We start from the raw sequence: 23,901 nt of genomic DNA on the forward strand, positions 1-23,901 counted from the left end.
ATCCGACTCTTGGGAGGCCGGTGGAGTTCCCGCCACGCCGTTCCGCTCCCGCGGCGGGGGGCGGGCTCCGGCCGGTGGTGCTGGAGCTCTGCCCCAGACCCCGCGCCTCAATCGCCGGCGGGGCTGGGTGTGGCTGCGTGCCCTGCCCTCGGCGGGGCGGGCGGGTCCGGACCGTTTTCCGCGGGTCGGGATCCGGGCGCGGTGGGGGCCGGTCCGCGGGGCCGGGCAGGGGTGTCTCCTCGGCTCGGCGCGTGCGAGCGATCGCGGCTGTACCCGGTGGTTGCGCGCTCGTCCTGCGGGGACACCCCTCCCCGTCCCCGCTCCCCACGCGTCGGGTCCCGCTCCGGGAACCGTCCAGTCGGTCGGGGGTGTTTTCGGGGCACTGTCGGAGCCCTGCCGTGGGGTGGGGACACGGCGGAGTGTCCCCGCAGGACGAGGCGCGACCACCGGGTACCACCGCGACATGCCCGTTGGCGCCGAGCCGAGGAGACACTCCGGCGGGGGACCGCCCCACACCACCAGCCCCGCCGGCGATTGAGGCGCGGGGTCTGGGGCAGCGCCCCAGCACCACCGGCCAGCCGCAGCCGAGCGCTAAAGCTCCTTGCGGAGCGACGGGCCGCCCCCGGGGCGTTTGGGGGGCTTGATCTTGACCTCCACGCCGCCCCAGAACGCGAAGCCCGTCACCACCAACCGCGGAGCGCCCGGGTCCGTCGGCCCCGGGCCGTCCCGCTGGTCGAACGCGCCCATGAAACCGAAGCCCCGTACGTCGACGTCCACCCCCGGCGGCACCGTGATCTCGATGCCGCCCATGACCGCGACGCAGTTGATCACCACCTCGCGCTGCGCGAAGTCCGCCTCGCGCAGGTCCAGCTCTCCGCCGCCCCAGAACGCCACCGCGTCGAAGCGCGGCGGCAGCGTCCACCGGCCCTTGCGCTGGAAGCCCGACATCACCGCGACGGCCAGCGTCGACGTCCCCGTACCGCCGATCCGGCCCGGCCAGGCAGAGCCGCCCGCCGCCACCGTCGCGGGCATGGAGGCTGCCGGGCCGGTGGCCGCCGGGCCGGTGGGCGCCGGGAGATCGGCCGTCAGCGGTTCCAGCTCCGCGTACGTGCGCGACTTGTATGCCGCCTCCAGCCGCTCCTCGAACTCGTCCATGTCGAGCCGGCCCTCGGCGACGGCGTCCCGAAGACGTTCCACCACCCGGTCCCGGTCGGCATCCGACGCCCTCAACTCCGGCAACGGCTTCTCCGGCCGCTCGTCACTCATGCGCACCAGACTATGCACGCTCGGCCGGGAGTTGTATGGTCCGGGCCCCTGAGGCCGTCCCCGAATCTCCCCTGAGCCGCCCCTGACCCGCCCCCGAGGGGACCCGCTCAGCCCCGCCCCGCGTACATCCGCGCGATCACGTCCTCGATGTCCGGCTCCCGCACCGACAGGTCCACCAGCGGGTACTGCGCCGCCACCGCCGACACCAGCGGCGCCGCCGACGACCCCGCCGGGAACGCCAGCCACTGCCTCGGCCCCTCCACCTTCACCACCCGCGCCCCCGGCACGCTGATCGGCGCCAGCTCCCGCTCCAGGTCCACCACCAGCGTCCGCTCGCTCTCCCCCACCGACCCCGCCGAGTGCAGCCCGCCCAGCGCCCCGTCGTACATCAGCCGCCCGTGGTCGATCACCATCACCCGTTCGCAGAGCTGTTCGATGTCCTGCAGGTCGTGCGTGGTCAGCAGCACCGTCGTGCCGCGCTCCCCGTTCAACTGCCGCAGGAAGCCCCGTACCTTCGCCTTGCTGACCACGTCCAGCCCGATCGTCGGCTCGTCCAGGTACAGCACGTCCGGATCGTGCAGCAGCGCCGCCGCGATGTCCCCGCGCATCCGCTGCCCGAGCGACAGCTGACGTACCGGTACGTCGAGCAGCTCCGCCAGGTCGAGGCGGTCCACGCACCGCTCCAGGTTCTCCTCGAACCGCGCCCGCGGCACCCGGTACATCCGCCGCATCAGCCCGTACGAGTCCTTCAGCGGCAGGTCCCACCACAGCGTGGTGCGCTGCCCGAAGACCACCCCGATCCGCTGCGCGAGACGCACCCGCTCCCGCGCCGGGTCGATGCCCGCGACCCGCAGCCGGCCGCCGCTCGGCGTCAGGATGCCGGTCAGCATCTTGATCGTCGTCGACTTGCCGGCCCCGTTGGGCCCGATGTAGCCGACCATCTCACCCCGCGCCACCGCGAAGCTGATCCCGTCCACCGCCCTGACCTGGCGTTTCTCCCTTCGCATCAGGCCCACCCGGCGCCGTACGTCAAAGACCTTCTCCACCCCGTCCAGCGAGATCAGCGCATCATCCACCACGGCTCAGCTCCCCGTGCTCCGGTACGAACGGACTCCCGCACGCCAGGCCAGCGACGCGGGCACGAACACCGCCAGGGCCACCAGCGGGCTCAGGAACGCGGCCCACCCCGGCAGTCCCAGCGGATCGGGCCGCCCCAGCACGTACAGCGCGGGCAGCCAGTTGACGAAGGCCAGCGGCACGACGAAGGTCACCCCGCGCAGCAGGTCGGTCGCGAAGACCGTCGGCGGGTACTGCAGCATCGTGCAGCCGCCGTAGGTGAAGGAGTTCTGCACCTCCGCCGCGTCCCCCGCGAGGAACTGGAAGGCGGCCCCGGCCACCATCACCGCCGCGAAGATCGACCCGCCGGCCAGCAGCATCACCGGCACCAGCAGCACCTTCCCGGCCGTCCACTCCACGTCCAGCGTCCAGAGCGCCCAGCCCAGCACCCCCAGCCCCTGTCCGACGCGGCCCAGCCGGCGCAGCGCGAAGCGGTCGGCCGCGACCTGCGCGAGCAGCGGGACCGGCCGCACCAGCATGGTGTCGAGCGAACCGTCGCGGATCCTGGCGCCGATCCGGTCCGTGTTGCCCAGCAGCAGGTCCGCCAGCCCCAGCGACGCCGAGCAGGACCCGTACAGCAGCGCGACCTCGGGCAGCGTGAAGCCGCCGAGGACGTCCACGTGCGAGAACATGATGTAGATCGCGACGAAGTCCAGCAGCGTGATCGCCGCGTTCCCCACCGTCGACAGGACGAAGGACGTCCGGTACGTCATCGTCGACCGGATCCACATCCCCACGATCAGGCCGTAGCCGCGCAGCCCCTCCCGGACCCTGCCCCGCGCGCGGGGCACCTGCAGCTCCGCGAACTCCCGCTCCAGTACCGCCTCAGCCACCCTGGACCACCACCTTCCGCATCGCCGCCGACTGCAACAGCCGCCCCGCTCCCAGCAGTACGAGCACCCAGCCGGCCTGGAAGCCCAGCGCGCCGGCCGCGTCCCCGGCTCCCGCGTGCTCGCCCAGCAGCACGTCCAGCGGTACCTGGAGCATCGCCGCCCACGGAAGTACGCGCACGAACTCGCCGAAGGCGCCGGGGAAGACGGTCAGCGGCAGCAGCATCCCGGAGAAGAAGATCGAGACGACGGTCGCCATCAGGTTGATCCCGGCCCCGTCCATCAGCCAGAAGGCCAGCAGTCCCAGCAGGTAGCGCAGCGCGAAGCTCACCACCAGCCCGAGCGTCACGGAGACGAAGAACAGCAGCCAGCGCGACGGGTCCGAGGGCAGCGCCAGCCGGAAGACCAGCGCTCCCGCAGCGAGCGGAACCAGCCCGCGCCCCAGCAGCTGGAAGGCGGCACGGCCCAGATCGGCCGCCAGCCACCACATCTGGAGGTCGGCGGGCCGGTACAGGTCGACGGCGATGTCACCCGTGCGCACCCGCTCCTGGAGCTCCTCCTGGAACCCCCCGCCGATCAACGCCCCCGCGGCCAGCAGCGACTGGCTCACCCAGACGAAGGTCAGGGCCTGGGCCTGGTCGTAGCCGCCCAGCCCCGGGCGCTGCTCCCACAGCGCGATGTATGTGAACGCGACGATGAACCCGAACACGGTGTTGGTGAAGACGCCCGCGGCGGTCGCCGTCCCGTAGGTGGCGTAGCGCCGGAATCCGCCGGCCGCGACCGCCGCGTAAAGGGCCACTCTCCGGCGCGCTCCTCGGCGCACTGCCTGGACCACTCCCAGGCGGACTCTCTGGCGCACTCTCTGGCGCACCGTATCCCCTCCGTTTTCCACGTCGTTCCTACGTCGGCCAAAGCGCGCGAGCTTAGTGCGGAGGGGCGAGCCACGCGACCGATTTACCCCCGTCCGGGGCGCTGGTCACCGGCCATCGGGTAGACACCATGAGGTACAGAAGTGGATATTTCGAACAGCGTCGAGGAGTCCTGGAGATGAGCGACCAGTCACCACCCGCGGGCTGGACCCCTCGCGACCCGGACACCCCGCCCCACGGCGGGGCCGGCCCCGCCGGACCGCACCCCCCGACGCACCCGAACGGCCCGGACGGCCCGAACGGCCCGGACCGCCCTGGAACGAAGGCCCGCCGCCGGCGGACCGGCCTGCGCCGCCTCCTCCCCACCTGGCGCATGGTCCTCGGCGCCGTACTGCTCCTCGCCCTCCTGATCGGCGGCGGCCTCGTGGCCGGCTACCTGCTGGTCGACATCCCCCCGGCCAACGCCGCCGCGACCGCGCAGTCCAACGTCTACCTCTACTCCGACGGCTCCCAGATCGCCCGCGACGGCGAGGTCAACCGCGTCAACGTGCCCCTCTCGCAGATCCCGCTGACCGTCCAGGAGGCCGTACTGGCCGCGGAGGACCGGGACTTCTACTCCGAACGGGCGGTGGACCCCAAGGCCATGGTCCGCGCCGCCTGGAACACGGCCACCGGCAAAGGCACCCAGTCCGGCTCGACGATCACCCAGCAGTACGTCAAGAACTACTACTTGGGCCAGGAACAGACCCTCAAGCGCAAGGCCAAGGAGTTCTTCATCGCGATCAAACTCGGCCGCGAGAAGTCGAAGGCCTACATCCTCGAGGGCTACCTGAACACCAGCTACTTCGGCCGCAACGCGTACGGCATCCAGGCCGCCTCACAGGCCTACTACGGCAAGGACGTCGGCAGCCTCACCACCGCCGAGGGCGCCTACCTCGCCACTCTCCTCAACTCCCCCAGCGTCTTCGACGTCGTCTCCCACGCGCAGAGCCGCCCGCGCGCCCTCGCCCGCTGGAACTACGTCCTCGACGGCATGGTCAAGAAGGGCTGGCTGCCCGCCGCCGAGCGCGCGACCACGGCGTTCCCCGAGCCCGGCAAGGTACGGGCCGCCGCCGGCCTGTCCGGCCAGCGCGGCTACCTCGTCGAAGCGATCAAGGAGTTCATCGTCGACCGCAAGATCCTCGACGACAAGACCCTCGCCGAGGGCGGCTACCAGATCCGCACCACCATCGACCGGCGCCGCCAGAGCGACTTCGTGGAGGCCGTCGACGACCAGATGCTCGGCAGGCTCGACCCGGAGACCCGCAAGGCGGACCGGCTGGTGCGGGCGGGCGGCGTCTCCATCGACCCGGCCACCGGCAAGGTCGTCGCCATGTACGGCGGCGTCGACTACACCAGGCAGTACGTGAACAACGCGACCCGGCACGACTACCAGGTCGCCTCCACCTTCAAGCCGTTCGTCTTCGCGGCCGCCGTCGAGAACGACTCCCGCACCCAGGACGGCCGCAGGATCACCCCAAACACGATCTACAACGGCGACAACAAACGCCCCGTCGTCGGCGGCCGGATCCGCTTCGCCCCGGAGAACGAGGGCCAGGTCTCGTACGGGAACATCACCGTCAACACCGCCACCGACCTCTCCGTGAACGCCGTGTACGCACAGATGGCCGTCGACGTCGGCACCGCCAGGGTCAAGAAGACCGCCGTCGACCTCGGCGTCCCCGAGGACACCCCGAACTTCGTGGTCGGCCCGGCCATGGCACTCGGCACCCTCCAGGCCAGCGTCCTGGACATGACCCAGGCGTACGCGACCCTCGCCGACCACGGCCGCCGCACCCCCTACACCTTCGTGGAGGAGATCTCCAAGGGCGGCGACAAGATCCCCCTGCCCGAGCGGGCCCCCGTCCAGGCCATCAGCCGCGAGGCCGCCGACACCACCACGTCCATGCTGGTCAGCGTCGTGGACAACGGCACGGGTACGGCGGCGCTCGCCGCCGGCCACCCGGCCGCGGGCAAGACCGGCACCGGCGAGCTGGACCGCTCGGCCTGGTTCGCGGCCTACACCCCGAACCTGGTCACGGTGGTCGCGATGATGGGCCAGGACCCCGACACCGGCACCCTGGAGTCGCTGTACGGGGCCCTCGGCGAATCCCGCATCGGCGGTGGCGGCTACCCGGCCCGGATCTGGGCCGCGTACACGAAGACCGCGCTGGAGGCCACCGACCCCGTCGACTTCGAACTGGACCTCCAGCCGGGCGCCGCACCGCCCCCGCCACCGCCCTCCGCGCAGTCGAACCCGCCCCAGGAGACACCGGACGAGGACACGCGGTCCCCCTCCCTGCGGCCGACCCCGCCGTCCGGCGGCCAGGACAACGGCGGGCAGGACAACGGCGGGCAGGACAACGGGGGCCGCACCCAGGGCGGCCGGGACAACGCGGGCCAGGACGGCGGCCGCGACAACGGCGGCCGGACGCAGGGCGGCCGGGACAACGGCGGTACCGGAACCAGTACCGGTCAGGGCGACGACGACGGCGGCACCGGCCGGGGCGACGAAGACGCCACCACCGCGGGCACCCAGGGCCGTACCGGCGGCCCGGGCGGCTCCGACGGCGGCGGCGTCATCGGAGGCCCGCGCCCGCCCTCGGCGTTCCTGGAATAGCCCCTGCAACAACCGCTACAGGAGGTACAGGAGGGTCAGTGACCGGACGTCGCCTTCAGCCCCACCACGGCGACCAGCAGCAGACAGATGAAGAAGATCCGGGCGGCGGTGACGGGCTCGCCCAGCACCGCCATACCGAGCACCGCGGCACCGGCGGCACCGATCCCCACCCACACCCCGTACGCCGTGCCGATGGGCAGGGTCTTCGCGGCGTAGGACAGCAGCACCATGCTGGCCACGATCCCCGCGCCCGTGAACACGCTGGGCCAGAGCCGGGTGAAGCCCTCGGTGAATTTCATACCGATCGACCAGCCCACTTCGAGCAGACCGGCGAGAAGAAGCAGAACCCAGGCCATGACGGCACCTCCGAGACATCGGGCGATACGGGGGTGCGTCGTCTTGTCGTACCCGGTACGGCGCGTCTCGTCGGGTCTCCCCCACCGTAGCAAAGGGCAGCGAAAAGGGCCGGTGACCTCGGCCACCAGCCCTTGCCGTCGCCCTGCGGCGGATCAGAGGTAGAGCCCCGTGGAGTCCTCCGACCCCTCCAGCCGCTCCGCCGCCACGGCGTGCAGGTCCCGCTCGCGCATCAGCACGTACGTCGCCCCGCGCACCTCGACCTCGGCCCGGTCCTCGGGGTCGTACAGCACCCGGTCACCGGGCTCGACGGTCCGGACGTTCTGTCCGACCGCGACGACCTCGGCCCAGGCCAGCCGCTTGCCCACCGCGGCCGTCGCCGGGATCAGGATGCCGCCGCCGGAGCGCCGCTCGCCCTCCGGCAGGTCGGACTTCACGAGCACGCGGTCGTGCAGCATGCGGATGGGCAGCTTGTCGTGGGTGGTGTTCTCGCTCACGCCCCGAACCTACCTCTCCGCGCGCCTTCCGTACCGCGCAGGGTCATCCGCGTCGGCGGCGCGCCGAGACGACGAGCAGACCGACGACGCCGACCGCGAGCAGCGCGACGGGCACGACGCGCTCCAGGCGCGGGGTCCCGTCCTCGTGCCGCAGACCGTCGCGCAGGTCCGTCACGACACGGTTCACCGAGGCGAAAGCCCGCCCCGCGGTCTGGTCGACGGTCGAGGCGACCCGGGCCCGCGCGTCCCCGATGATCGTCTGCGGGTGCATGCGCACGCCGATCTCGTCGAGCGTCTCGGCGAGCTGCTCGCGGCGGCGGACGATGTCCGCCTCGATCTGTGCGGGGGTCCTGGCTTCCGACACCGCGCTGCCTCCGTCGTCGTGGTCGTGATCGTGTGGGGGCGTAGTCCGCCGTGAACAGTCTGTCAGCTTAGTCTCGTGACGTACCGATCCCCTCCCGAGGAGACTGTCAGATGAGCGAGCGACTCCAGCCGGGCGACACCGCCCCCGCCTTCACCCTGCCCGACGCGGACGGCAACGAGGTCTCGCTCGCTGACCACAAGGGCCGGAAGGTGATCGTCTACTTCTACCCGTCCGCGCTGACGCCGGGCTGCACGAAGCAGGCGTGCGACTTCACGGACAACCTGGCCGCCCTGGCCGCGGCCGGCTACGACGTCATCGGCGTCTCCCCCGACAAGCCGGAGAAGCTGGCGAAGTTCCGCGAGCAGGAACACCTGAAGGTCACGCTGGTCAGCGACCCGGAGAAGGAGACGCTGGCGGCGTACGGGGCGTTCGGCGAGAAGAAGCTGTACGGCAAGACGGTCACGGGTGTCATCCGCTCCACGGTGGTCGTCGACGAGGCGGGCAAGATCGAGCACGCCTTCTACAACGTGAAGGCGACGGGCCACGTAGCCAAGATCATCAAGGACCTGGGCATCTGACCACCCCCCGTCCTCCCGGAGCGGGCCGCCCCTGGTCAGGGGCGGCCCGCTCCGCTTATCGGACGGCAGCCGGGAGCGTTTGGCGCGGGGCGACCCCTCGGGGTGTACGACGAATACGTCGGGCATGACGGACTTCCTTGCCGTCGAGGGAGAGACCTGCTCCACGGACGGCGAGTGAAATGGCTGACGTCGAGTTCGAGTTGTGCCACCCTTCGCCGCAGCCGACGGTGGTTCACGTCGTCAACGGCTGCGGCCAGCGCCTCCCGCTCGTACGGATCGATCATGGCCCCCCCATGTCCCGGGCCGCACGTGCGGCCATCAGGCCCTGCAGGAAGTCGGGGTCCCGTGCGCCTGCGCCGACTGCGGGAATCCCGGCGAATGGCAGGGTCGACCGATCACTCTTCAGATCGACCACATCAACGGCGACTGGCTCGACAACCGACGCGAGAACCTTCGGCACCTCTGCCCCAACTGCCACGCCATGACGGACACGTGGTGCCGGAAACGCCCTCCCGGGGCTGACTCCCACCCTGGCCGCCCGTAGACTGGGAGCGCCTCAACAGGACTCAATGTCCGAATTCGGCAAGATGTCGCGGTTGTGGTGGAATTGGCAGTCACGCTGGGTTTAGGTCCCAGTGGGGTAAAACCCGTGGGGGTTCGAGTCCCCCCAACCGCACACCCATACCCAGGCCCCGTACACAGTTGTCGCGTACGGGGCCTTGGGCATGTCCGCTTACCGGTGGCGTTCGCCGGGCCGGGTGTCAGTCCAGGAGGGCGCGGATGAAGGGGACCAGGGCGCGGAAGGCCTGGCCGCGGTGGGAGATGGCGTTCTTCTCGGCCGGGGTCAGTTCCGCGCAGGTGCGGGACTCGCCCAGGGGCTGGAGGATCGGGTCGTAACCGAAGCCGCCCGTGCCCGAGGGGGTGTGGCGCAGGGTACCCAGGAGGCGGCCCTCCACGACGCGTTCGGTGCCGTCCGGGAGCGCGAGGGCCGCCGCGCACGCGAAGTGGGCTCCGCGGTTCTCGTCGGCGATGTCGCCGAGCTGGGCGAGGAGGAGGTCCAGGTTGGCCTTGTCGTCGCCGTGGCGGCCGGCCCAGCGCGCGGAGAAGATGCCGGGCGCGCCGTGCAGGACGTCCACGCAGAGGCCGGAGTCGTCGGCGACCGCGGGCAGGCCGGTGGCCCGGGCCAGGGCGTGGGCCTTGAGGAGGGCGTTCTCGGCGAAGGTGACGCCGGTTTCCTTGACGTCGGGGATCTCCGGGTACGCGTCCGCGCCGACCAGCCCGTGGGGCAGGCCGGCGTCGGAGAGGATGGCGCGCAATTCGGAGACTTTGCCCGCGTTGCGGGTCGCGAGGATCAGGCGGCTGGGCGTCGAGGTCATGCCCTCATTATCCCGGGGTGCAGACCTTGGAGATCTCGCTCGCGGCGTCGGCGACCGGCTTGATGTCCGGGACGGAGTTGCCGCTGTCGATGGAGGTGCGGACGTTCTTGACGGCCGTGTTCATCGAGTCGATGGCCTTGCCCAGGTCGGCGTTGCCGGTCTGGTCGCCGATCTTCTTGAGGTTCGCCTCGATCTGGTCGAGGGCGTTCTTGGCGTCCTGGGGGCTGTTGCCCGCCTGGGAGACGGCCTGCTGGAGGTCGTTCGCGCCGTCCGTGATGGCGACCGCCGTGTTGGCGCAGTCCATCGCCGTGGAGATGGCGTCGCAGGCGGAAAGGGCCGGGATGGTCAGGACGGCTGCCACGGCTACTGCCGCTATGCGGAGCTTCATACGGTTCTCCCGAGAGGACGTGTTCGTAGGCGAACGGGGCGGACGAGGGCGGGCATGGGCGGGCGCACGGCTGTTGCACCGTGCGCCCGTTGTCCGTAGGGACGCCGCAGGGCGTCCTGTGGTTGCCCCTCGCGAGTGTCCGCGAAGGAGCGCCGGCCGCCCGGAAAGCGGTGGTCAGCGGGGTCTGGTGCCTGCGATTGCACGGCGGAGGAGGGAGCCGATGCGGAGCATCGGCGACCGACGACAGCGCGGCAAGCGTGCGGGCCGGAACCCGCCGGGCAGGCGGGACTTCGCGGACACGACCTGGGAAGTGTCGTCAAAGTGGCGTCGGCCCCGCCGGCCGGGCGGGACTTTGACGACACGACCTAGAGGTCCAGCGCGCCCCGCTGAATGGCTTCGAGGTCCGCGCAGCCGCCGGCGGCGAGGTCGAGGAGGGCGTTGAGTTCCTTGCGGTCGAAGGGCTCGCCCTCGGCGGTGCCCTGGACCTCGACGAAGCGGCCGTCGCCGGTGCAGACCACGTTCATGTCGGTCTCCGCGCGCACGTCCTCCTCGTAGCAGAGGTCGAGGAGCGGGACGCCGTCGACGATGCCGACGCTGACGGCGGCGACGGTTCCGGTCAGGGGCTTGCGGCCGGCCTTGACGAGCTTCTTCTTCTGGCCCCAGGCGACGGCGTCGGCGAGGGCGACGTAGGCGCCGGTGATGGCGGCGGTGCGGGTGCCGCCGTCGGCCTGGAGGACGTCGCAGTCCAGGACGATGGTGTTCTCGCCGAGGGCCTTGTAGTCGATGACGGCGCGCAGCGAGCGGCCGATGAGGCGGGAGATCTCGTGGGTGCGGCCGCCGATCTTGCCGCGGACGGATTCGCGGTCGCCGCGGGTGTTGGTGGAGCGCGGCAGCATCGAGTACTCGGAGGTGACCCAGCCTTCGCCGCTGCCCTTGCGCCAGCGCGGGACGCCTTCGGTGAAGGAGGCGGTGCAGAAGACCTTGGTGTCTCCGAAGGAGATGAGGACGGAGCCCTCGGCGTGCTTGCTCCATCCGCGTTCGATGGTGACCGGGCGGAGCTGTTCGGGCGTACGGCCGTCAATGCGAGACATGCCTCCGAGCCTAGTGGGTGGGAGGGGGTGTCCGGCCGGTCGGGCCGGATCAGGTGCCGGCGCCCGCGGGACCGGCCGGACCGGCCGGACCGGCCGGACCGGCCGGATGCCCCTACGCGAAGACCCCGTCCGGGTTGCGGGACGGGGTCTTCGGTGCTTCGGAACGCATCGGCGCTCAGGGCCGGTGGTCCGGGCTAGGGCTCAGGGGGTGCGGGTCACATCATGTCTTCGATGTCGGCGGCGATCGGGTCGGCGTCGGTGCCGATGACGACCTGGACCGCGGTGCCCATCCGGACGACGCCGTGGGCGCCGGCGGCCTTGAGGGCGGCCTCGTCGACGAGGTCGGGGTTGACGACCTCGGTGCGCAGGCGGGTGATGCAGCCTTCGACCTCTTCGATGTTCTCGATGCCGCCGAGCCCGGCGACGATCTTCTCAGCCTTGGTGGCCATGTGTTTCTCCCTGAGTGATGCGACGAACGAGTCTCAGCGGCCGGACCGTGGATACCCACCCGCGCGGCCCGCGTTGTCACGGTAACGCACGGTTGGCCCACCTAGTCGAGCGCGTGTCCGGTCCCTGCCGAATGATGACGATCAGCAGCAACCTGCCCACAACTGGTCTACACCAGTGTGCACGGAACTGCTGCCGCATCCAAAAACCCGGGCCGGCCAGGGAGACGCCGATGAGTGGGAGCAGCGCCGCCGCAGTACCACGACCGTCCCGGCGCAACGGCCTTTACCAGGGGCTGCAGAAGATGGGGCGGAGCCTGCAGCTGCCGATCGCGGTGCTGCCGGCGGCAGGCATCCTGAACCGGCTGGGGCTGATCGACGCCGAGGGCACCGGCGTCTGGCCGCAGATCGCCAAGGTGATGGCGGCGGCGGGCGGCGCCCTGCTCAACGCCGATCTCGGCCTGCCGCTGCTCTTCTGCGTCGGGGTCGCGATCGGGATGGCCAAGAAGGCGGACGGTTCGACGGCGCTGGCGGCGGTGGCCGGCTTCCTCGTCTACCGCAGCGTCCTGCGGGCGTTCCCGGTGCCGTGCCCGGACGGCACCAGGGACATCGGGGGCGGATGCCTGGGGCCGGACGAGACCTTCGCGCAGTACACCTTCCAGAATCCGGGGGTGTTCGGCGGCATCGTCATGGGCCTGCTGGCGGCCTGGTTCTGGCAGCGCTACCACCGGGTGAAGCTGGTGGACTGGCTCGGCTTCTTCAACGGCCGCCGGCTCGTGCCGATCATCATGGCCTTCGTGGCGATCGCCTTCGCCGCGCTCTGCCTGTGGGTCTGGCCGCCGATCGGTGACGCGCTGGAGAGCTTCTCCGACTGGCTGGCGGGCCTGGACTACTGGGGTGCGGGCATCTTCGGTGTCGCGAACCGGGCGCTGCTGGTGATCGGCCTGCACCAGTTCCTGAACGTGCCGGTGTGGTTCCAGTTCGGCAGCTTCACGAAGCCGAACGGCGAGGTGGTCCACGGCGACATCAACATGTTCCTCAACGGCGACCCGGACGCGGGCCTGTTCCTGACCGGCTTCTTCCCGATCATGATGTTCGCCCTGCCGGCGGCGGCCCTGGCCATCACGCACTGCGCGAAGCCGCGGCGGCGCAAGGAGGTCGGCGGTCTGATGCTGTCGGTGGCGCTGACCTCGTTCGTCACGGGGATCACCGAGCCGCTGGAGTACTCCTTCCTCTTCGTCGCGCCGGCGCTGTACGCGGTCCACGCGGTGCTGACCGGTGTGTCGATGGCGGTGACGTGGGCGTTCGGCGTCCACGACGGCTTCAGCTTCTCGGCGGGCCTGATCGACTACGTCATCAACTGGGGGCTGGCCACGAAACCGTGGCTGATCATTCCGATCGGGCTAGGCTTCGCGGTCGTCTACTACGCCGTCTTCCGCTTCGCGATCACGAAGTTCGACATTCCGACGCCGGGCCGGGAGTCGGACGAGGAGATCGAGGCGATGGAGGCGGAGAACACCAAGGCGTGAGGACGCCCCCGGCAGCACGGGGAACCGGTCCGTCAAGGGCCCTCGGATCACGATCCGGGGGCCCTTCAGCACGCCGCACGACATGTGATCCAGGCCACAGGAAATCGAAGGTTCCTTATCTAACCCTCACCGTGTTACAACTGGTCTACACCACGATTGGTGTAGACCACGACCGCTTCCCCCGGCGGCGTGTCCCCTTTTCTGAGACGTCGCCGTCCCCCTTGGTTCCACCCCTTGGCGGCGCCTTGCTCCCCCCGGAGGAAGTTATGAGTACGGCTACTGACGCCGCTGCGCCGCCCGCCAAGAAGCGGGGATCCGGCCTGATCCAGGGTCTGCAGAAGGTCGGCCGCAGCCTCCAGCTGCCCATCGCCGTCCTGCCCGCCGCCGGCATCCTGATGCGCCTCGGCCAGCCCGACGTCTTCGGCAAGGACGGCCTCGGCTGGGGCAAGGTCGCCACGGTGTTCGCCACCGCGGGTGACGCCGTCTTCGCCAACCTGCCGCTGCTGTTCTGCATCGGTGTCGCCATCGGCTTCGCCAAGAAGGCGGACGGTTCCACGGCGCTGGCCGCGCTCGTCGGTTTCCTGGTCTACAAGAACGTCCTCACCGCCTTCCCGGTGACCGAGGCCGTCGTCAACACCACGGAGAACAAGGGTGTCGACGTCCTCGCGACGTACAACAACCCCGGTGTCCTCGGCGGCATCATCATGGGTCTGCTCGCCGCGGTCCTGTGGCAGCGTTTCCACCGCACCAAGCTGGTGGACTGGCTCGGCTTCTTCAACGGCCGCCGGCTCGTCCCGATCATCATGGCCTTCGTCGGCGTCCTCGCCGGTGTGTTCTTCGGTCTGGTCTGGGAGCCGATCGGCGAGGTCATCTCCAACTTCGGTGAGTGGATGACCGGGCTGGGCGCCGCGGGCGCCGGCGTCTTCGGTGCCATCAACCGCGCGCTGATCCCGATCGGCATGCACCAGTTCGTCAACACCGTCGCCTGGTTCCAGATCGGTGACTTCACCAACGCCGCCGGCGAGGTCGTCCACGGTGACCTGAACCGCTTCTTCGCCGGTGACCCGGACGCCGGTCTGTTCATGACGGGCTTCTTCCCGATCATGATGTTCGGCCTCCCGGCCGCGGCCCTGGCCATCGCCCACACCGCCCGCCCGGAGCGCCGCAAGGCCGTCACGGGCATGATGGTCTCGCTCGCCCTCACCTCGTTCGTCACGGGTGTCACCGAGCCCATCGAGTTCTCGTTCATGTTCATCGCCCCGGTGCTGTACGCGATCCACGCCGTCCTGACCGCCCTCTCCATGGCGATCACCTGGGCGCTCGGGGTCCACGCCGGCTTCACCTTCTCAGCGGGTCTGATCGACCTGGGTCTCGGCTGGAGCAAGGCGACCAACCCATGGATGATCATCCCGATCGGCCTGGTCTTCGGAGCGGTCTACTACTTCGGATTCCGCTTCGCGATCACCAAGTTCAACCTCCCCACCCCGGGCCGCGAGTCCGACGAGGAGCTGGCCGAAATGGCCAAGGCCGAGGCCAAGTAAGCAGCCCCGTACGCACGGAAGCCCCCGTTCTCCCTTCCGGGAGGGCGGGGGCTTCCGCGTGTGCGGGTGCCGCTCAGACCTCGTAGACCGCGCCCGCGTACGCCAGGTCGACCGGGCCGTCGTAGACCGCGCGGGCGTCGGCGAGGTTCTGCGCGGGGTCCGTCCACGGCGGGATGTGGGTGAGGACGAGCCGCCCGACGCCACCGCCGTGGGCGTACTCACCGGCTTCGCGGCCGTTGAGGTGGAGGTCCGGGATGTCCTCCTTGCCGTGCGTGAAGGAGGCCTCGCAGAGGAAGAGGTCGACGCCCTCGGCGAGCTGGCCCAGCTCGGGGCAGACGCCGGTGTCCCCGGAGTACGTGAGCGAGCGGCCGCCGTGCTCGATGCGGATGGCGTACGACTCGACGGGGTGCGCGACCCGCTCGGTACGGACCTGGAAGGGGCCGATCTCGAAGGCCCCGGACTTCAGGGTGCGGAAGTCGAAGACCTCGCTCATCGAGCGCTCGTCGGGGACGTCGTCGTAGGCCGTGGTCAGGCGCTTCTCGGTGCCCTCGGGGCCGAAGACGGGGATGGTGCCGCAGCGGCCGCCCTCGTGGCGGTAGAAACGGGCGACGAAGTACGCGCACATGTCGATGCAGTGATCGGCGTGCAGATGGCTCAGGAAGATCGCGTCGAGGTCGTAGAGACCGCAATGGCGCTGCAGGTCGCCGAGGGCGCCGTTGCCCATGTCGAGCAGCAGCCGGAAGCCGTCGGCCTCGACGAGGTAGCTCGAACAGGCCGATTCCGCGGACGGGAACGACCCCGAACAGCCGACGACGGTGAGCTTCATGGAGCGTGAACCTCCGTGGACGGTCCGTGGACGGAATGCGGGCCGTGCGTGGGTCGAGCGTAAGGCGCGAAACGTCCGGTCGCTCCTCCGCGGCAGGCCGTTGTGGGGGGAATCACCTGCGCTGTCACCCGGGGGAGCGACGGTGGGCACGGGGGTTGCCGTGCCGGGGCCTTCCCGCGCGGCTACGGTCGAAACATGGACACGTCCTGGTGGCCCGCGGTGGCCGCGGCCGTGGCCTTGGCATTGGTGATGCTGATCGCCGGGGGGCGGCTGGGCGTCACACGCCGGGCCCCGCCCGCGCACGGCACCGGCCGGCCGCCGCACCCGCAGGCGGGTGAGCTGTGGACCCTGATGGACGGCCGGACCTGCCTGGTCCTAAGCGTGGGACCGGTACGGGAGCACCGGGCGCGGGTCGCGTGGATCACCGCGAAGTACGACGACCGGCGGGCCGGCGTGATCCCGCTGCCGCCGGGGACGGTGGGGGCGCAGGGCCGGGCGGCCTTCCTGGAGGCGGACCGGCCGGACGAGGTGTCGCTGTGGGAGTTCCGGACCAGGCTGGGGATGCTGGACCCCGCGGTGTGGGACGAGATCAAGGGACTGGGAGGCGGTCGGTGATGACGGCGATCCGCTTGCGGCGCGTGTACGACCCGCCGGAGCCGGAGGCGGACGGGTTGCGCGTGCTCGTGGACCGGCTGTGGCCACGGGGACTGGCGAAGGAGGCGGCGGGGGTCGACGAGTGGCCGAAGGCGGTCACGCCGTCGACGGAGCTGCGGAAGTGGTTCCACGACGGGGGTTCGGCGGTCGAGTTCCGGCAGCGGTACGAGGCGGAGCTGGCGGAGCCGGAGGCGGCGGCGGAGCTGGCCCGCCTGCGGGGCCTGGTCGGGGCCGGGCCGGTGACGCTGCTGACCGCGGTCAAGGACCCGGGCTCCAGCCACGCCGCCGTCCTGGCGGAACACCTTTCGGCCTGACCGGCCTGACCGGCCTGACCGGCCTGACCGCTGCGCGGAGCTTCTCCCCCGCCCGCCCCATCTCCGTTTCCCGGGCGCTGCCCGGACCCGCGCCTCACACGCCGGCGGGGCTGAAGGACAGCCCCGCCGGGGTCAGGCCCAGAGTTGGCCCTGGAGGACCTCAATGGCCTCTTCCGTCGTCGCCGCCGTGTAGACGCCGGTGGAGAGGTACTTCCAGCCGCCGTCGGCCACGACGAAGACGATGTCGGCCGTCTCGCCCGCGGCCACCGCCTTGCGGCCGACGCCGATCGCCGCGTGCAGAGCGGCTCCGGTGGAAACGCCCGCGAAGATGCCCTCCTGCTGGAGCAGGTCGCGCGTGCGGGTGACCGCGTCGGCCGAGCCCACCGAGTAGCGGGTGGTGAGCACGGAGGCGTCGTACAGCTCCGGGACGAAGCCCTCGTCCAGGTTGCGCAGCCCGTACACGAGGTCGTCGTAGCGCGGCTCGGCAGCGACGATCTTCACTCCGGGCACGTTCTCGCGCAGGTAGCGGCCGACGCCCATCAGGGTGCCGGTGGTGCCCAGGCCGGCCACGAAGTGGGTGATCGAAGGCAGGTCCGCGAGGATCTCCGGGCCGGTGGTGGCGTAGTGCGCGCCCGCGTTGTCCGGGTTGCCGTACTGGTAGAGCATCACCCAGTCCGGGTGCTCCGCGGCCAGTTCCTTGGCCACCCGGACGGCGGTGTTGGAGCCGCCGGCGGCCGGCGACGAGATGATCTCGGCTCCCCACATGGCCAGCAGGTCGCGCCGTTCCTGGCTGGTGTTCTCCGGCATCACGCACACGATGCGGTAGCCCTTGAGCTTGGCCGCCATCGCCAGCGAGATGCCGGTGTTGCCCGAGGTCGGCTCCAGGATGGTGCAGCCGGGGTACAGCCGGCCGTCCTTCTCGGCCTGCTCGACCATGTGGAGCGCGGGGCGGTCCTTGATCGAGCCGGTCGGGTTGCGGTCCTCCAGCTTGGCCCAGATCCGGACGTCCTCCGAGGGGGACAGCCGGGGCAGCCGCACCAGCGGCGTGTTGCCGACCGCGGCCAGCGGGGAGTCGTAGCGCATTACTTCGATCCGCCGGCCACGGCCGGGAGGATGGTGACGTTGTCGCCGTCCTTGAGCGCGGTGGAGATGCCGTCGAGGAAGCGGACGTCCTCGTCGTTGAGGTAGACGTTCACGAAGCGGCGCAGCTGGCCGCCGTCGACAATGCGCTCCTCGATGCCCTTGTGCCGGGTCTCCAGGTCCGCGAAGAGGTCGGCGAGCGTGGCGCCCTCACCGTTCACGGCCTTCTCGCCGTCGGTGTAGGTGCGGAGGATGGTGGGGATGCGGACCTCGATGGCCATGGCTGGGCTCCAGTCGTCAGGACGTAGGCAGGTGTGCGGGGGAACGGGCGCGCGGTGCGTCGGCCCTCCGCGCGAGAGGGCTCTGGTGCTCAGGCGGCAGGACAGATGGCGCTGGCGAGGCGGCACAGGTCGACGTGCAGCCGCGCCACGAGCAGCAGCCTGCCGGGCGTCTCGATGCTCACGTCGTGGGGAACCATGCGGTCATGTTAACGATTCCCGGTGCCCGGTTTGGAGTGTGATCCCGCATCTTGGACACCTGCTGCTCGCATGGTGGTCAGTGGGCCTCTACGACCTGCACTTCTTCCTCGGTGATCACGCCGTCGACGATGCGGTACGAGCGGAACTGGAACTCCCCGAGCCCGTCCTTGTCTGCGGTGGAGACCAGCACGTAGTGCGCGCCCGGCTCGTTCGCGTACGTGACGTCGGTGCGCGAGGGGTAGGCCTCGGTCGCGGTGTGCGAGTGGTAGACGATCACCGGCTCCTCGTCGCGGTCGTCCATCTCGCGGTAGAGCTTCAGGAGGTCCTTCGAGTCGAACTCGTAGAACGTGGGCGAGCGCGCCGCGTTGAGCATGGGGATGAACCGCTCGGGGCGGCCGGTGCCCGCCGGGCCGGCCACGACACCGCACGCCTCGTCGGGGTGGTCCTGGCGGGCGTGCTCGACGATCCGGTCGTACAGGGCCTGGGTGAGGGTCAGCATGAGCGACAGGATAAGCAGACGGGCCCTTCCGTACCGAGGAGTGGTACGGAGGGGCCCGCATGGTGGACAGGACGTCCACGGGAGCGGGGCTCCCGGCCGAGGCAGACGGCCGGGAACCGCCGCTAGGAGGCCTTGGTGAAGGCCGCGCCGCGCGGGTCGCGGTTCTTCATGACCAGGTAGGAGACGCCGAGGATGACGCCCCACAGCGGCGCGCAGTACAGCGAGACGCGCGAGTCCTTGTCGGCGCCCATCATCACGATGACCATGCCGATGAAGGCCAGGGCGAACCAGCTCGTGTAGGGGGCGCCGGGCGCCTTGAACTTCGAGCCGGGCAGCTCGCCGCGGTCGGCCTTGGCCCGGTAGCGGATCTGGCAGACCAGGATCATGATCCAGGCCCACATGCCGGAGATGGTGGCGAAGGAGACGACGTAGTCGAAGGCCTTGCCGGGGGCGACGTAGTTGATCCAGACGCCCACGAGCATCAGCGCGGCGGAGAAGGTGGTGCCGATGAGCGGGGTGCCGCTCTTGGTGAGCTTGGTGAAGACCTTCGGGCCCTGGCCGTTGAGCGCGAGGTCGCGCAGCATGCGGCCGGTGGAGTACATGCCGGAGTTGCAGGAGGACAGGGCCGCGGTCAGGACGACGAAGTTGACGATGGCTGCGCCGACGCCCAGGCCCATCCGCTCGAAGGCGGCGACGAAGGGCGAGACGCCCGGCTGGAAGTGCGTCCACGGGACGACCGACAGGATCATGATGAGCGCGCCGACGTAGAAGACGGCGATGCGCCACGGCACGGTGTTGATGGCCTTGGGCAGGGTCTTCTCGGGGTCCTTGGACTCGCCGGCGGTGACGCCGACCAGCTCGACCGCGAGGAAGGCGAACATCACGATCTGCAGGGTCATCAGCGTGCCGCCGATGCCCTTGGGGAAGAAGCCGCCGTCGTTCCACAGGTTGGAGACGGTGGCGGTGTCGGCGGCGTCGGAGAAGCCGATGGTGAGGATGCCGGCGCAGATCAGGATCATGCCGACGATGGCGGTGACCTTGACCATGGAGAACCAGAACTCCAGCTCACCGAAGAGCTTCACGGAGATCAGGTTGGCGGCGTAGAGGATGACCGTGAAGATCAGCGCGTAGGCCCACTGCGGGAAGCTGTCGTGGGTCCAGTACGACATGTACTGCGCGGCGGCGGTGACCTCCGTGATGCCGGTGACCACCCAGAACAGCCAGTACGTCCAGCCCGTCACGTAGCCCCAGAACGGGCCCAGGAACTCGCGGGCGTAGTCCGAGAAGGAGCCGGAGACGGGGCGGTACATGAGCAGCTCGCCCAGGGCCCGCATGATGAAGAAGATGACCAGGCCCGCGATCGCGTAGGCCAGGATCAGGCTGGGGCCGGCCTTGGAGATCGCCTTGCCCGCGCCCAGGAAGAGGCCGGTGCCGATGGCTCCGCCGATCGCGATCATCTGGATCTGGCGGGCGCCGAGCGTGCGGTGGTAACCCTCGCCGCCCTCGCCCTGGTTGCCCTCGCCGGGCGTGTTGCCGTGCTGCTCGACCTGCACTGAGGTCATGTCTGGTGCGCCTTTCTCCACGCCGACCCGCGCCTTCATTGGCTGCGGATCGGGTCCTCGATCCCCCCGGATACGGATGGAGTTGCACCCGGCGGTCTGCCGGTTCAAGCGGGCCGGGGGACATGGGTGGCGTCCCTTCGGCGGTCGTGAAGATTTATCACGTGCTTACGGCTGCCCGAGGGGGAGGAATGTGGTGCACGGCATCAAAATTTCCGGACAAAGCGCGGCGATCATGACAGATCACCGCATCGCGGTGATCTGATCGTTATCCGGATTTGAGCGTCCGCTGAGCGAACGATGTTCTTTCTTGAGGTTCCTCAGAGGGTTTCGATCAAGGATTCCTGGAGTCCGCCCAGCCACAGGTACGCCATCACCATCGGCTTGCGCGGGTCGTCGTCCGGCAGCCGGAAGAGTGCCGCGCTCTCGTCGTCCTCGGTGATGTCGAGCCGGGCCGCGAGGGTCAGGCGCAGGTCGTTGAGCCCGCCGAGCCAGCGCAGCGGCAGCTCGCCGGTCAGCTCCAGCACCGCGGCCCCGTCGGCGGGCGGGGTGAGCGCGTCCAGGCTGCGTACGAGCGCCAGGGCGTCCTCGCGCTTGCGGGCGCGCAGGTCGTTCTCGGTGTAGCGGCGGAACTCCGCCGCGCGGGCCTTCAGCTCCACCGGGTCCACGCCCTCGTCGCCCCCGCCGTCCGGGGCGCCGTAGGCGTCGGGGAAGAGGCGGGCCAGCGCCGGGTCCGACGGCGGTTCGGTGGGCCCGTCGGCGAACAGCGCGGCGAGCGGATCGGCGTCCTCGGCCGGCTCGGCCTCGCCGGGGCCGATCAGCTCCAGCATCTGGACCGCGAGGGAACGCAGGATGGAGATCTCGATCCCATCCAGCGTGATGGCGGCTCCGCCGCCCTTCAAGGACTCGAACATCCCGGTGGACCGGCCCATCAGTTGCGGTCCTGGGAGAGGGTCGCCCACAGGCCGTAGCCGTGCATGGCCTGCACGTCGCGCTCCATTTCCTCGCGGGAGCCGCTCGAGACGACCGCCCGCCCCTTGTGGTGGACGTCGAGCATCAGCTTGTGCGCCACGTCCTTCGAATAGCCGAAGTACGCCTGGAACACGTACGCCACGTAGCTCATGAGGTTGACCGGGTCGTTGTGCACCAGGGTCACCCAGGGAACGTCAGGTTCCGGGACCGCGAAGGTCTCTTCGGCCGACTCAGTGCGTTCGATCTCAATGGGAGCAACACTCACTCGTCCCATGCTGCCACCGTGACGGGCCCGTTGCACAAACGGGACCCACATCTCGTCACTCTGACGAAATGTGCGCTAGCATCGCCGCCATGAACCCTGCGGACCTGGGCCTGCCGGTGGACGTGCCGTCGACAGCGCTCTTCACGGACCATTACGAGCTCACGATGTTGCAGGCCGCCCTGGCCAACGGCACCGCCGACCGCCGCTCGGTCTTCGAGGTGTTCACCCGGCGGCTCCCCGAGGGGCGCCGCTACGGGGTGGTCGCGGGTACCGGGCGGGTGCTGGACGCGGTGGAGAACTTCCGCTTCGACAGCGCGGTGCTGGAGTTCCTGCGCGAGCGGGCCGTCGTCGACATGCGGACGCTGGACTGGCTGGCCTCGTACCGCTTCTCCGGCGACATCTGGGGCTACCCCGAGGGCGAGGTCTACTTCCCCGGCTCGCCGATCCTGCGGGTGGAGGGCAGCTTCGCCGAGTGCGTGCTGCTGGAGACGGTCATCCTGTCGATCCTCAACCACGACTCGGCGATCGCGGCGGCCGCCTCCCGGATGTCCTCGGCGGCCGGCGACCGGCCGCTGATCGAGATGGGTGCGCGGCGCACGCACGAACTGGCGGCCGTCGCCTCGGCGCGGGCCGCGTACGTGGGGGGCTTCGCCTCCACCTCGGACCTGGCGTCCGGGTTCCGGTACGGCATCCCCACCGTCGGCACCAGCGCGCACGCCTTCACCCTGGTCCACGACAGCGAGCGGGACGCCTTCACCGCACAGGTGGCCTCGCTGGGGCGCGGCACCACCCTGCTGGTGGACACCTACGACGTGGCCGAGGCGGTGCGCACCGCCGTCGAGGTGGCGGGCACCGACCTGGGCGCGGTGCGGATCGACTCCGGGGACCTGCTGCTGGTGGCCCACCGGGTGCGCCAGCAGCTGGACGAGCTGGGGGCGACCTCGACGAAGATCGTGGTCACCTCGGACCTGGACGAGTACGCCATCGCCTCGCTGGCGGCGGCTCCGGTGGACGCGTACGGCGTGGGCACGCAGCTGGTGACGGGCAGCGGGCACCCGACGTGCTCGATGGTCTACAAGCTGGTCGCGCGGGCCGCCTCGGCGGACCCGAAGGCGGCGCTGGCGCCGGTGGCGAAGAAGTCCTCGGGCGGGAAGACGTCGATCGGCGGGCGGAAGTGGGCGGCTCGCCGCCGGGACGCCGAGGGGGTGGCGGAGGCGGAGGTCGTGGGCGTGGGACCCGTTCCCTCGGCCCTGGCCGACCACCAGCTGCTGACGCACCTGGTCAAGGCCGGCGAGGTGGTCGCCCGCGAGCCGCTGGAAGCGGCCCGCGACCGCCATCGCGCGGCGCGCGCGGGCCTGCCGCTGTCGGCGACCCAGCTGTCGCGCGGCGAGGCCGTGATCCCGACGGAGTACGTCTAGGTCCCGGGGGCCGGTGCGGCTCCGCTGCGGGGCTCCCCCGGACGTCCGCGCCTCGATCTTTCCGGCCACCGCTGGGAGGTGCCCCCGGCGGGGCTGGATTCGGCCGGGGCCGCCTGCCCGGCGCGGCTGGACTCGCCCGCAGGGCAATCCCGGCCCCGTCGGCGTTTGAGGCGCGGGGGCCTGGGGGCAGAGCCCCCGCAGGGCCCGCCGCCATATCCGCACATCGAGCCGAAGGACACGTCATGCACCGCGCACTGATCGTCGTCGACGTACAGAACGACTTCTGCGAGGGCGGCAGCCTCGCGGTCACCGGCGGAGCCGACGTCGCCGCCGCCATCACCGAGCTGATCGGGCAGGCCACCGCCGGTTACCGGCACGTCGTCGCGACCCGCGACCACCACATCGACCCGGGGGCGCACTTCGCGCACCCGCCGGCCGAGCCAAACTACGAGACCTCCTGGCCGGTCCACTGCGTGGCCGGCACCGAGGGGGTCGGGTTCCACCCGAACTTCGCGCCCGCCGTGGCCTCGGGTTCGGTCGCCGCGGTCTTCGACAAGGGGGCGTACGAGGCCGCCTACAGCGGCTTCGAGGGCGCGGACGAGAACGGCGAGGGCCTCGCCGCCTGGCTGCGGGAGCGGCACGTCGGCGAGGTCGACGTGGTCGGCATCGCCACCGACCACTGCGTGAAGGCCACCGCGCTCGACGCCGCCCGCGCGGGCTTCACCACGCGCGTCCTGCTGGACCTGACGGCGGCCGTGGCCCCGCACACCACCGAGCGGGCCCTGGAGGAGCTCCGCGCGGCCGGTGTGACCCTCGTGGGCACGGCCGGGCCCCGGGCCTAGTGCTGTGACCGGGAAGGTTCGCCGGGTTGCTCGTTGTGCTGGTTGGAAATGAGTTCTCCAAGCAGCGTGGGGAGGCGGGATGGCGAAAC

27 protein-coding genes, 1 tRNA gene, 1 pseudogene and 1 riboswitch are annotated in these 23,901 nt (G+C 70.6%); of the genes and pseudogenes, 10 read left to right on the forward strand and 19 right to left on the reverse strand.

Annotated elements, in window-relative coordinates; genetic code table 11:
* Positions 1–591: 591 nt before the first annotated feature.
* From AB0F82_RS34695 to AB0F82_RS34710, 4 genes are all read right to left on the reverse strand, one after another.
* Entirely contained in the window at positions 592–1,266 is a 675-nt protein-coding gene (locus AB0F82_RS34695) for a DUF1707 SHOCT-like domain-containing protein (RefSeq protein WP_362634881.1), read from the reverse strand.
* A gap of 107 nt (positions 1,267–1,373) precedes the next feature.
* Positions 1,374–2,345: an ABC transporter ATP-binding protein gene (locus tag AB0F82_RS34700; RefSeq protein ID WP_356815016.1), complete on the reverse strand. Its 972-nt coding sequence runs from the start codon at positions 2,343–2,345 to the stop codon at positions 1,374–1,376.
* A 3-nt stretch (positions 2,346–2,348) separates the two neighbouring features.
* Positions 2,349–3,215 carry an ABC transporter permease gene (locus AB0F82_RS34705; protein ID WP_436842244.1) on the reverse strand — a complete coding sequence of 289 codons (867 nt, stop codon included), beginning with the start codon at positions 3,213–3,215 and terminating at the stop codon, positions 2,349–2,351.
* A complete protein-coding gene (locus AB0F82_RS34710) occupies positions 3,208–4,011 on the reverse strand; it encodes an ABC transporter permease (RefSeq protein ID WP_362634884.1) in 804 nt (267 codons plus the stop codon). The genes AB0F82_RS34705 and AB0F82_RS34710 overlap by 8 nt, the downstream gene beginning before the upstream one ends.
* 248 nt (positions 4,012–4,259) lie before the next feature.
* On the opposite strand from AB0F82_RS34710, the gene AB0F82_RS34715 reads away from it, so the two are divergent.
* Positions 4,260–6,740 (forward strand): transglycosylase domain-containing protein, encoded by a 2,481-nt coding sequence (locus AB0F82_RS34715; RefSeq protein WP_362634886.1) that lies wholly within the window; start codon positions 4,260–4,262, stop codon positions 6,738–6,740.
* Positions 6,741–6,775: 35 nt separating this feature from the next.
* Here AB0F82_RS34715 and AB0F82_RS34720 read toward each other — a convergent pair whose 3' ends face one another.
* The 3 genes from AB0F82_RS34720 to AB0F82_RS34730 form a co-directional block, all read right to left on the reverse strand.
* Complete coding sequence (locus tag AB0F82_RS34720; protein WP_030026576.1) at positions 6,776–7,096, reverse strand: DMT family transporter; 321 nt, start codon at positions 7,094–7,096, stop codon at positions 6,776–6,778.
* 32 nt (positions 7,097–7,128) lie between these two features.
* Positions 7,129–7,197: riboswitch (guanidine-III (ykkC-III) riboswitch) on the reverse strand.
* A 52-nt stretch (positions 7,198–7,249) separates the two neighbouring features.
* Positions 7,250–7,591, reverse strand: coding sequence for a GroES family chaperonin (locus tag AB0F82_RS34725; protein ID WP_030009035.1), 342 nt, complete (start codon positions 7,589–7,591; stop codon positions 7,250–7,252).
* 43 nt (positions 7,592–7,634) lie between these two features.
* Entirely contained in the window at positions 7,635–7,955 is a 321-nt protein-coding gene (locus AB0F82_RS34730) for a DUF3618 domain-containing protein (RefSeq protein WP_356815018.1), read from the reverse strand.
* A gap of 110 nt (positions 7,956–8,065) precedes the next feature.
* On the opposite strand from AB0F82_RS34730, the gene bcp reads away from it, so the two are divergent.
* The 3 genes from bcp (at position 8,066) to AB0F82_RS34745 (ending at position 9,209) form a co-directional block, all read left to right on the forward strand.
* A complete protein-coding gene (gene bcp / locus AB0F82_RS34735) occupies positions 8,066–8,533 on the forward strand; it encodes a thioredoxin-dependent thiol peroxidase (protein ID WP_362634890.1) in 468 nt (155 codons plus the stop codon).
* A gap of 202 nt (positions 8,534–8,735) precedes the next feature.
* Positions 8,736–9,077: an HNH endonuclease gene (locus AB0F82_RS34740; protein WP_362634893.1), complete on the forward strand. Its 342-nt coding sequence runs from the start codon at positions 8,736–8,738 to the stop codon at positions 9,075–9,077.
* 48 nt (positions 9,078–9,125) lie between these two features.
* Positions 9,126–9,209: transfer RNA gene (locus AB0F82_RS34745), tRNA-Leu, on the forward strand.
* Positions 9,210–9,294: 85 nt separating this feature from the next.
* Here AB0F82_RS34745 and rdgB read toward each other — a convergent pair.
* The 4 genes and pseudogenes from rdgB to AB0F82_RS34765 form a co-directional block, all read right to left on the reverse strand.
* On the reverse strand, positions 9,295–9,909 hold the full coding sequence (gene rdgB, locus AB0F82_RS34750; RefSeq protein ID WP_356815020.1) for an RdgB/HAM1 family non-canonical purine NTP pyrophosphatase: 615 nt from the start codon (positions 9,907–9,909) through the stop codon (positions 9,295–9,297).
* 7 nt (positions 9,910–9,916) lie between these two features.
* The gene (locus tag AB0F82_RS34755; RefSeq protein ID WP_356815021.1) at positions 9,917–10,297 is read right to left on the reverse strand and encodes a hypothetical protein; all 381 of its coding nucleotides are present in this window, start codon (positions 10,295–10,297) and stop codon (positions 9,917–9,919) included.
* Positions 10,298–10,662: 365 nt separating this feature from the next.
* On the reverse strand, positions 10,663–11,388 hold the full coding sequence (gene rph, locus AB0F82_RS34760) for a ribonuclease PH (RefSeq protein ID WP_031152339.1): 726 nt from the start codon (positions 11,386–11,388) through the stop codon (positions 10,663–10,665).
* Positions 11,389–11,603: 215 nt separating this feature from the next.
* Positions 11,604–11,840: pseudogene (locus AB0F82_RS34765) on the reverse strand (glucose PTS transporter subunit EIIB); the annotation flags it as partial.
* A 227-nt stretch (positions 11,841–12,067) separates the two neighbouring features.
* On the opposite strand from AB0F82_RS34765, the gene AB0F82_RS34770 reads away from it, so the two are divergent.
* Together AB0F82_RS34770 and AB0F82_RS34775 are read left to right on the forward strand one after the other, a co-directional pair.
* Complete coding sequence (locus tag AB0F82_RS34770; protein ID WP_362634897.1) at positions 12,068–13,363, forward strand: PTS transporter subunit EIIC; 1,296 nt, start codon at positions 12,068–12,070, stop codon at positions 13,361–13,363.
* Positions 13,364–13,629: 266 nt separating this feature from the next.
* Complete coding sequence (locus AB0F82_RS34775) at positions 13,630–14,904, forward strand: PTS transporter subunit EIIC (RefSeq protein ID WP_362634900.1); 1,275 nt, start codon at positions 13,630–13,632, stop codon at positions 14,902–14,904.
* A gap of 73 nt (positions 14,905–14,977) precedes the next feature.
* Here the strand turns inward: AB0F82_RS34775 and AB0F82_RS34780 are convergent, their stop codons facing one another.
* Positions 14,978–15,730, reverse strand: a complete 753-nt coding sequence (locus AB0F82_RS34780; protein ID WP_356815024.1) for an MBL fold metallo-hydrolase — start codon at positions 15,728–15,730, stop codon at positions 14,978–14,980.
* Positions 15,731–15,925: 195 nt separating this feature from the next.
* Here AB0F82_RS34780 and AB0F82_RS34785 point away from each other — a divergent pair, with 195 nt between their 5' ends.
* Positions 15,926–16,345, forward strand: coding sequence for a hypothetical protein (locus AB0F82_RS34785; protein WP_362634903.1), 420 nt, complete (start codon positions 15,926–15,928; stop codon positions 16,343–16,345).
* Positions 16,345–16,698, forward strand: coding sequence for a DUF488 domain-containing protein (locus tag AB0F82_RS34790; protein ID WP_362634904.1), 354 nt, complete (start codon positions 16,345–16,347; stop codon positions 16,696–16,698). Before AB0F82_RS34785 ends, AB0F82_RS34790 begins: the two co-directional genes overlap by 1 nt.
* Positions 16,699–16,830: 132 nt before the next feature.
* Here the strand turns inward: AB0F82_RS34790 and AB0F82_RS34795 are convergent, their stop codons facing one another.
* The 7 genes from AB0F82_RS34795 to clpS all read right to left on the reverse strand — a co-directional run bounded on the left by AB0F82_RS34795 (position 16,831) and on the right by clpS (position 21,561).
* A complete protein-coding gene (locus tag AB0F82_RS34795; protein ID WP_362634907.1) occupies positions 16,831–17,781 on the reverse strand; it encodes a PLP-dependent cysteine synthase family protein in 951 nt (316 codons plus the stop codon).
* Entirely contained in the window at positions 17,781–18,059 is a 279-nt protein-coding gene (locus AB0F82_RS34800) for a MoaD/ThiS family protein (protein ID WP_030662661.1), read from the reverse strand. Before AB0F82_RS34800 ends, AB0F82_RS34795 begins: the two co-directional genes overlap by 1 nt.
* An 89-nt stretch (positions 18,060–18,148) precedes the next feature.
* Entirely contained in the window at positions 18,149–18,256 is a 108-nt protein-coding gene (locus AB0F82_RS34805; RefSeq protein WP_310941867.1) for a putative leader peptide, read from the reverse strand.
* A gap of 77 nt (positions 18,257–18,333) precedes the next feature.
* Positions 18,334–18,756, reverse strand: coding sequence for a M67 family metallopeptidase (locus AB0F82_RS34810; protein WP_362634910.1), 423 nt, complete (start codon positions 18,754–18,756; stop codon positions 18,334–18,336).
* A 122-nt stretch (positions 18,757–18,878) separates the two neighbouring features.
* Positions 18,879–20,318, reverse strand: coding sequence for an amino acid permease (locus tag AB0F82_RS34815; RefSeq protein ID WP_362634913.1), 1,440 nt, complete (start codon positions 20,316–20,318; stop codon positions 18,879–18,881).
* 317 nt (positions 20,319–20,635) lie between these two features.
* Positions 20,636–21,247: a DUF2017 domain-containing protein gene (locus AB0F82_RS34820; RefSeq protein ID WP_362634915.1), complete on the reverse strand. Its 612-nt coding sequence runs from the start codon at positions 21,245–21,247 to the stop codon at positions 20,636–20,638.
* On the reverse strand, positions 21,247–21,561 hold the full coding sequence (gene clpS / locus AB0F82_RS34825) for an ATP-dependent Clp protease adapter ClpS (RefSeq protein WP_030662673.1): 315 nt from the start codon (positions 21,559–21,561) through the stop codon (positions 21,247–21,249). Before clpS ends, AB0F82_RS34820 begins: the two co-directional genes overlap by 1 nt.
* 80 nt (positions 21,562–21,641) lie before the next feature.
* Here clpS and AB0F82_RS34830 point away from each other — a divergent pair, with 80 nt between their 5' ends.
* Together AB0F82_RS34830 and AB0F82_RS34835 are read left to right on the forward strand one after the other, a co-directional pair.
* Positions 21,642–22,970 carry a nicotinate phosphoribosyltransferase gene (locus AB0F82_RS34830; protein ID WP_362634918.1) on the forward strand — a complete coding sequence of 443 codons (1,329 nt, stop codon included), beginning with the start codon at positions 21,642–21,644 and terminating at the stop codon, positions 22,968–22,970.
* Between the two features lie 242 nt (positions 22,971–23,212).
* The gene (locus AB0F82_RS34835; protein ID WP_362634920.1) at positions 23,213–23,812 is read left to right on the forward strand and encodes a nicotinamidase; all 600 of its coding nucleotides are present in this window, start codon (positions 23,213–23,215) and stop codon (positions 23,810–23,812) included.
* The last annotated feature ends 89 nt before the right edge of the window (positions 23,813–23,901 follow it).

The sequence above is a fragment of the Streptomyces virginiae genome, assembly GCF_040638905.1.
GTDB classification, from domain to species: Bacteria; Actinomycetota; Actinomycetes; order Streptomycetales; family Streptomycetaceae; genus Streptomyces; species Streptomyces virginiae_B.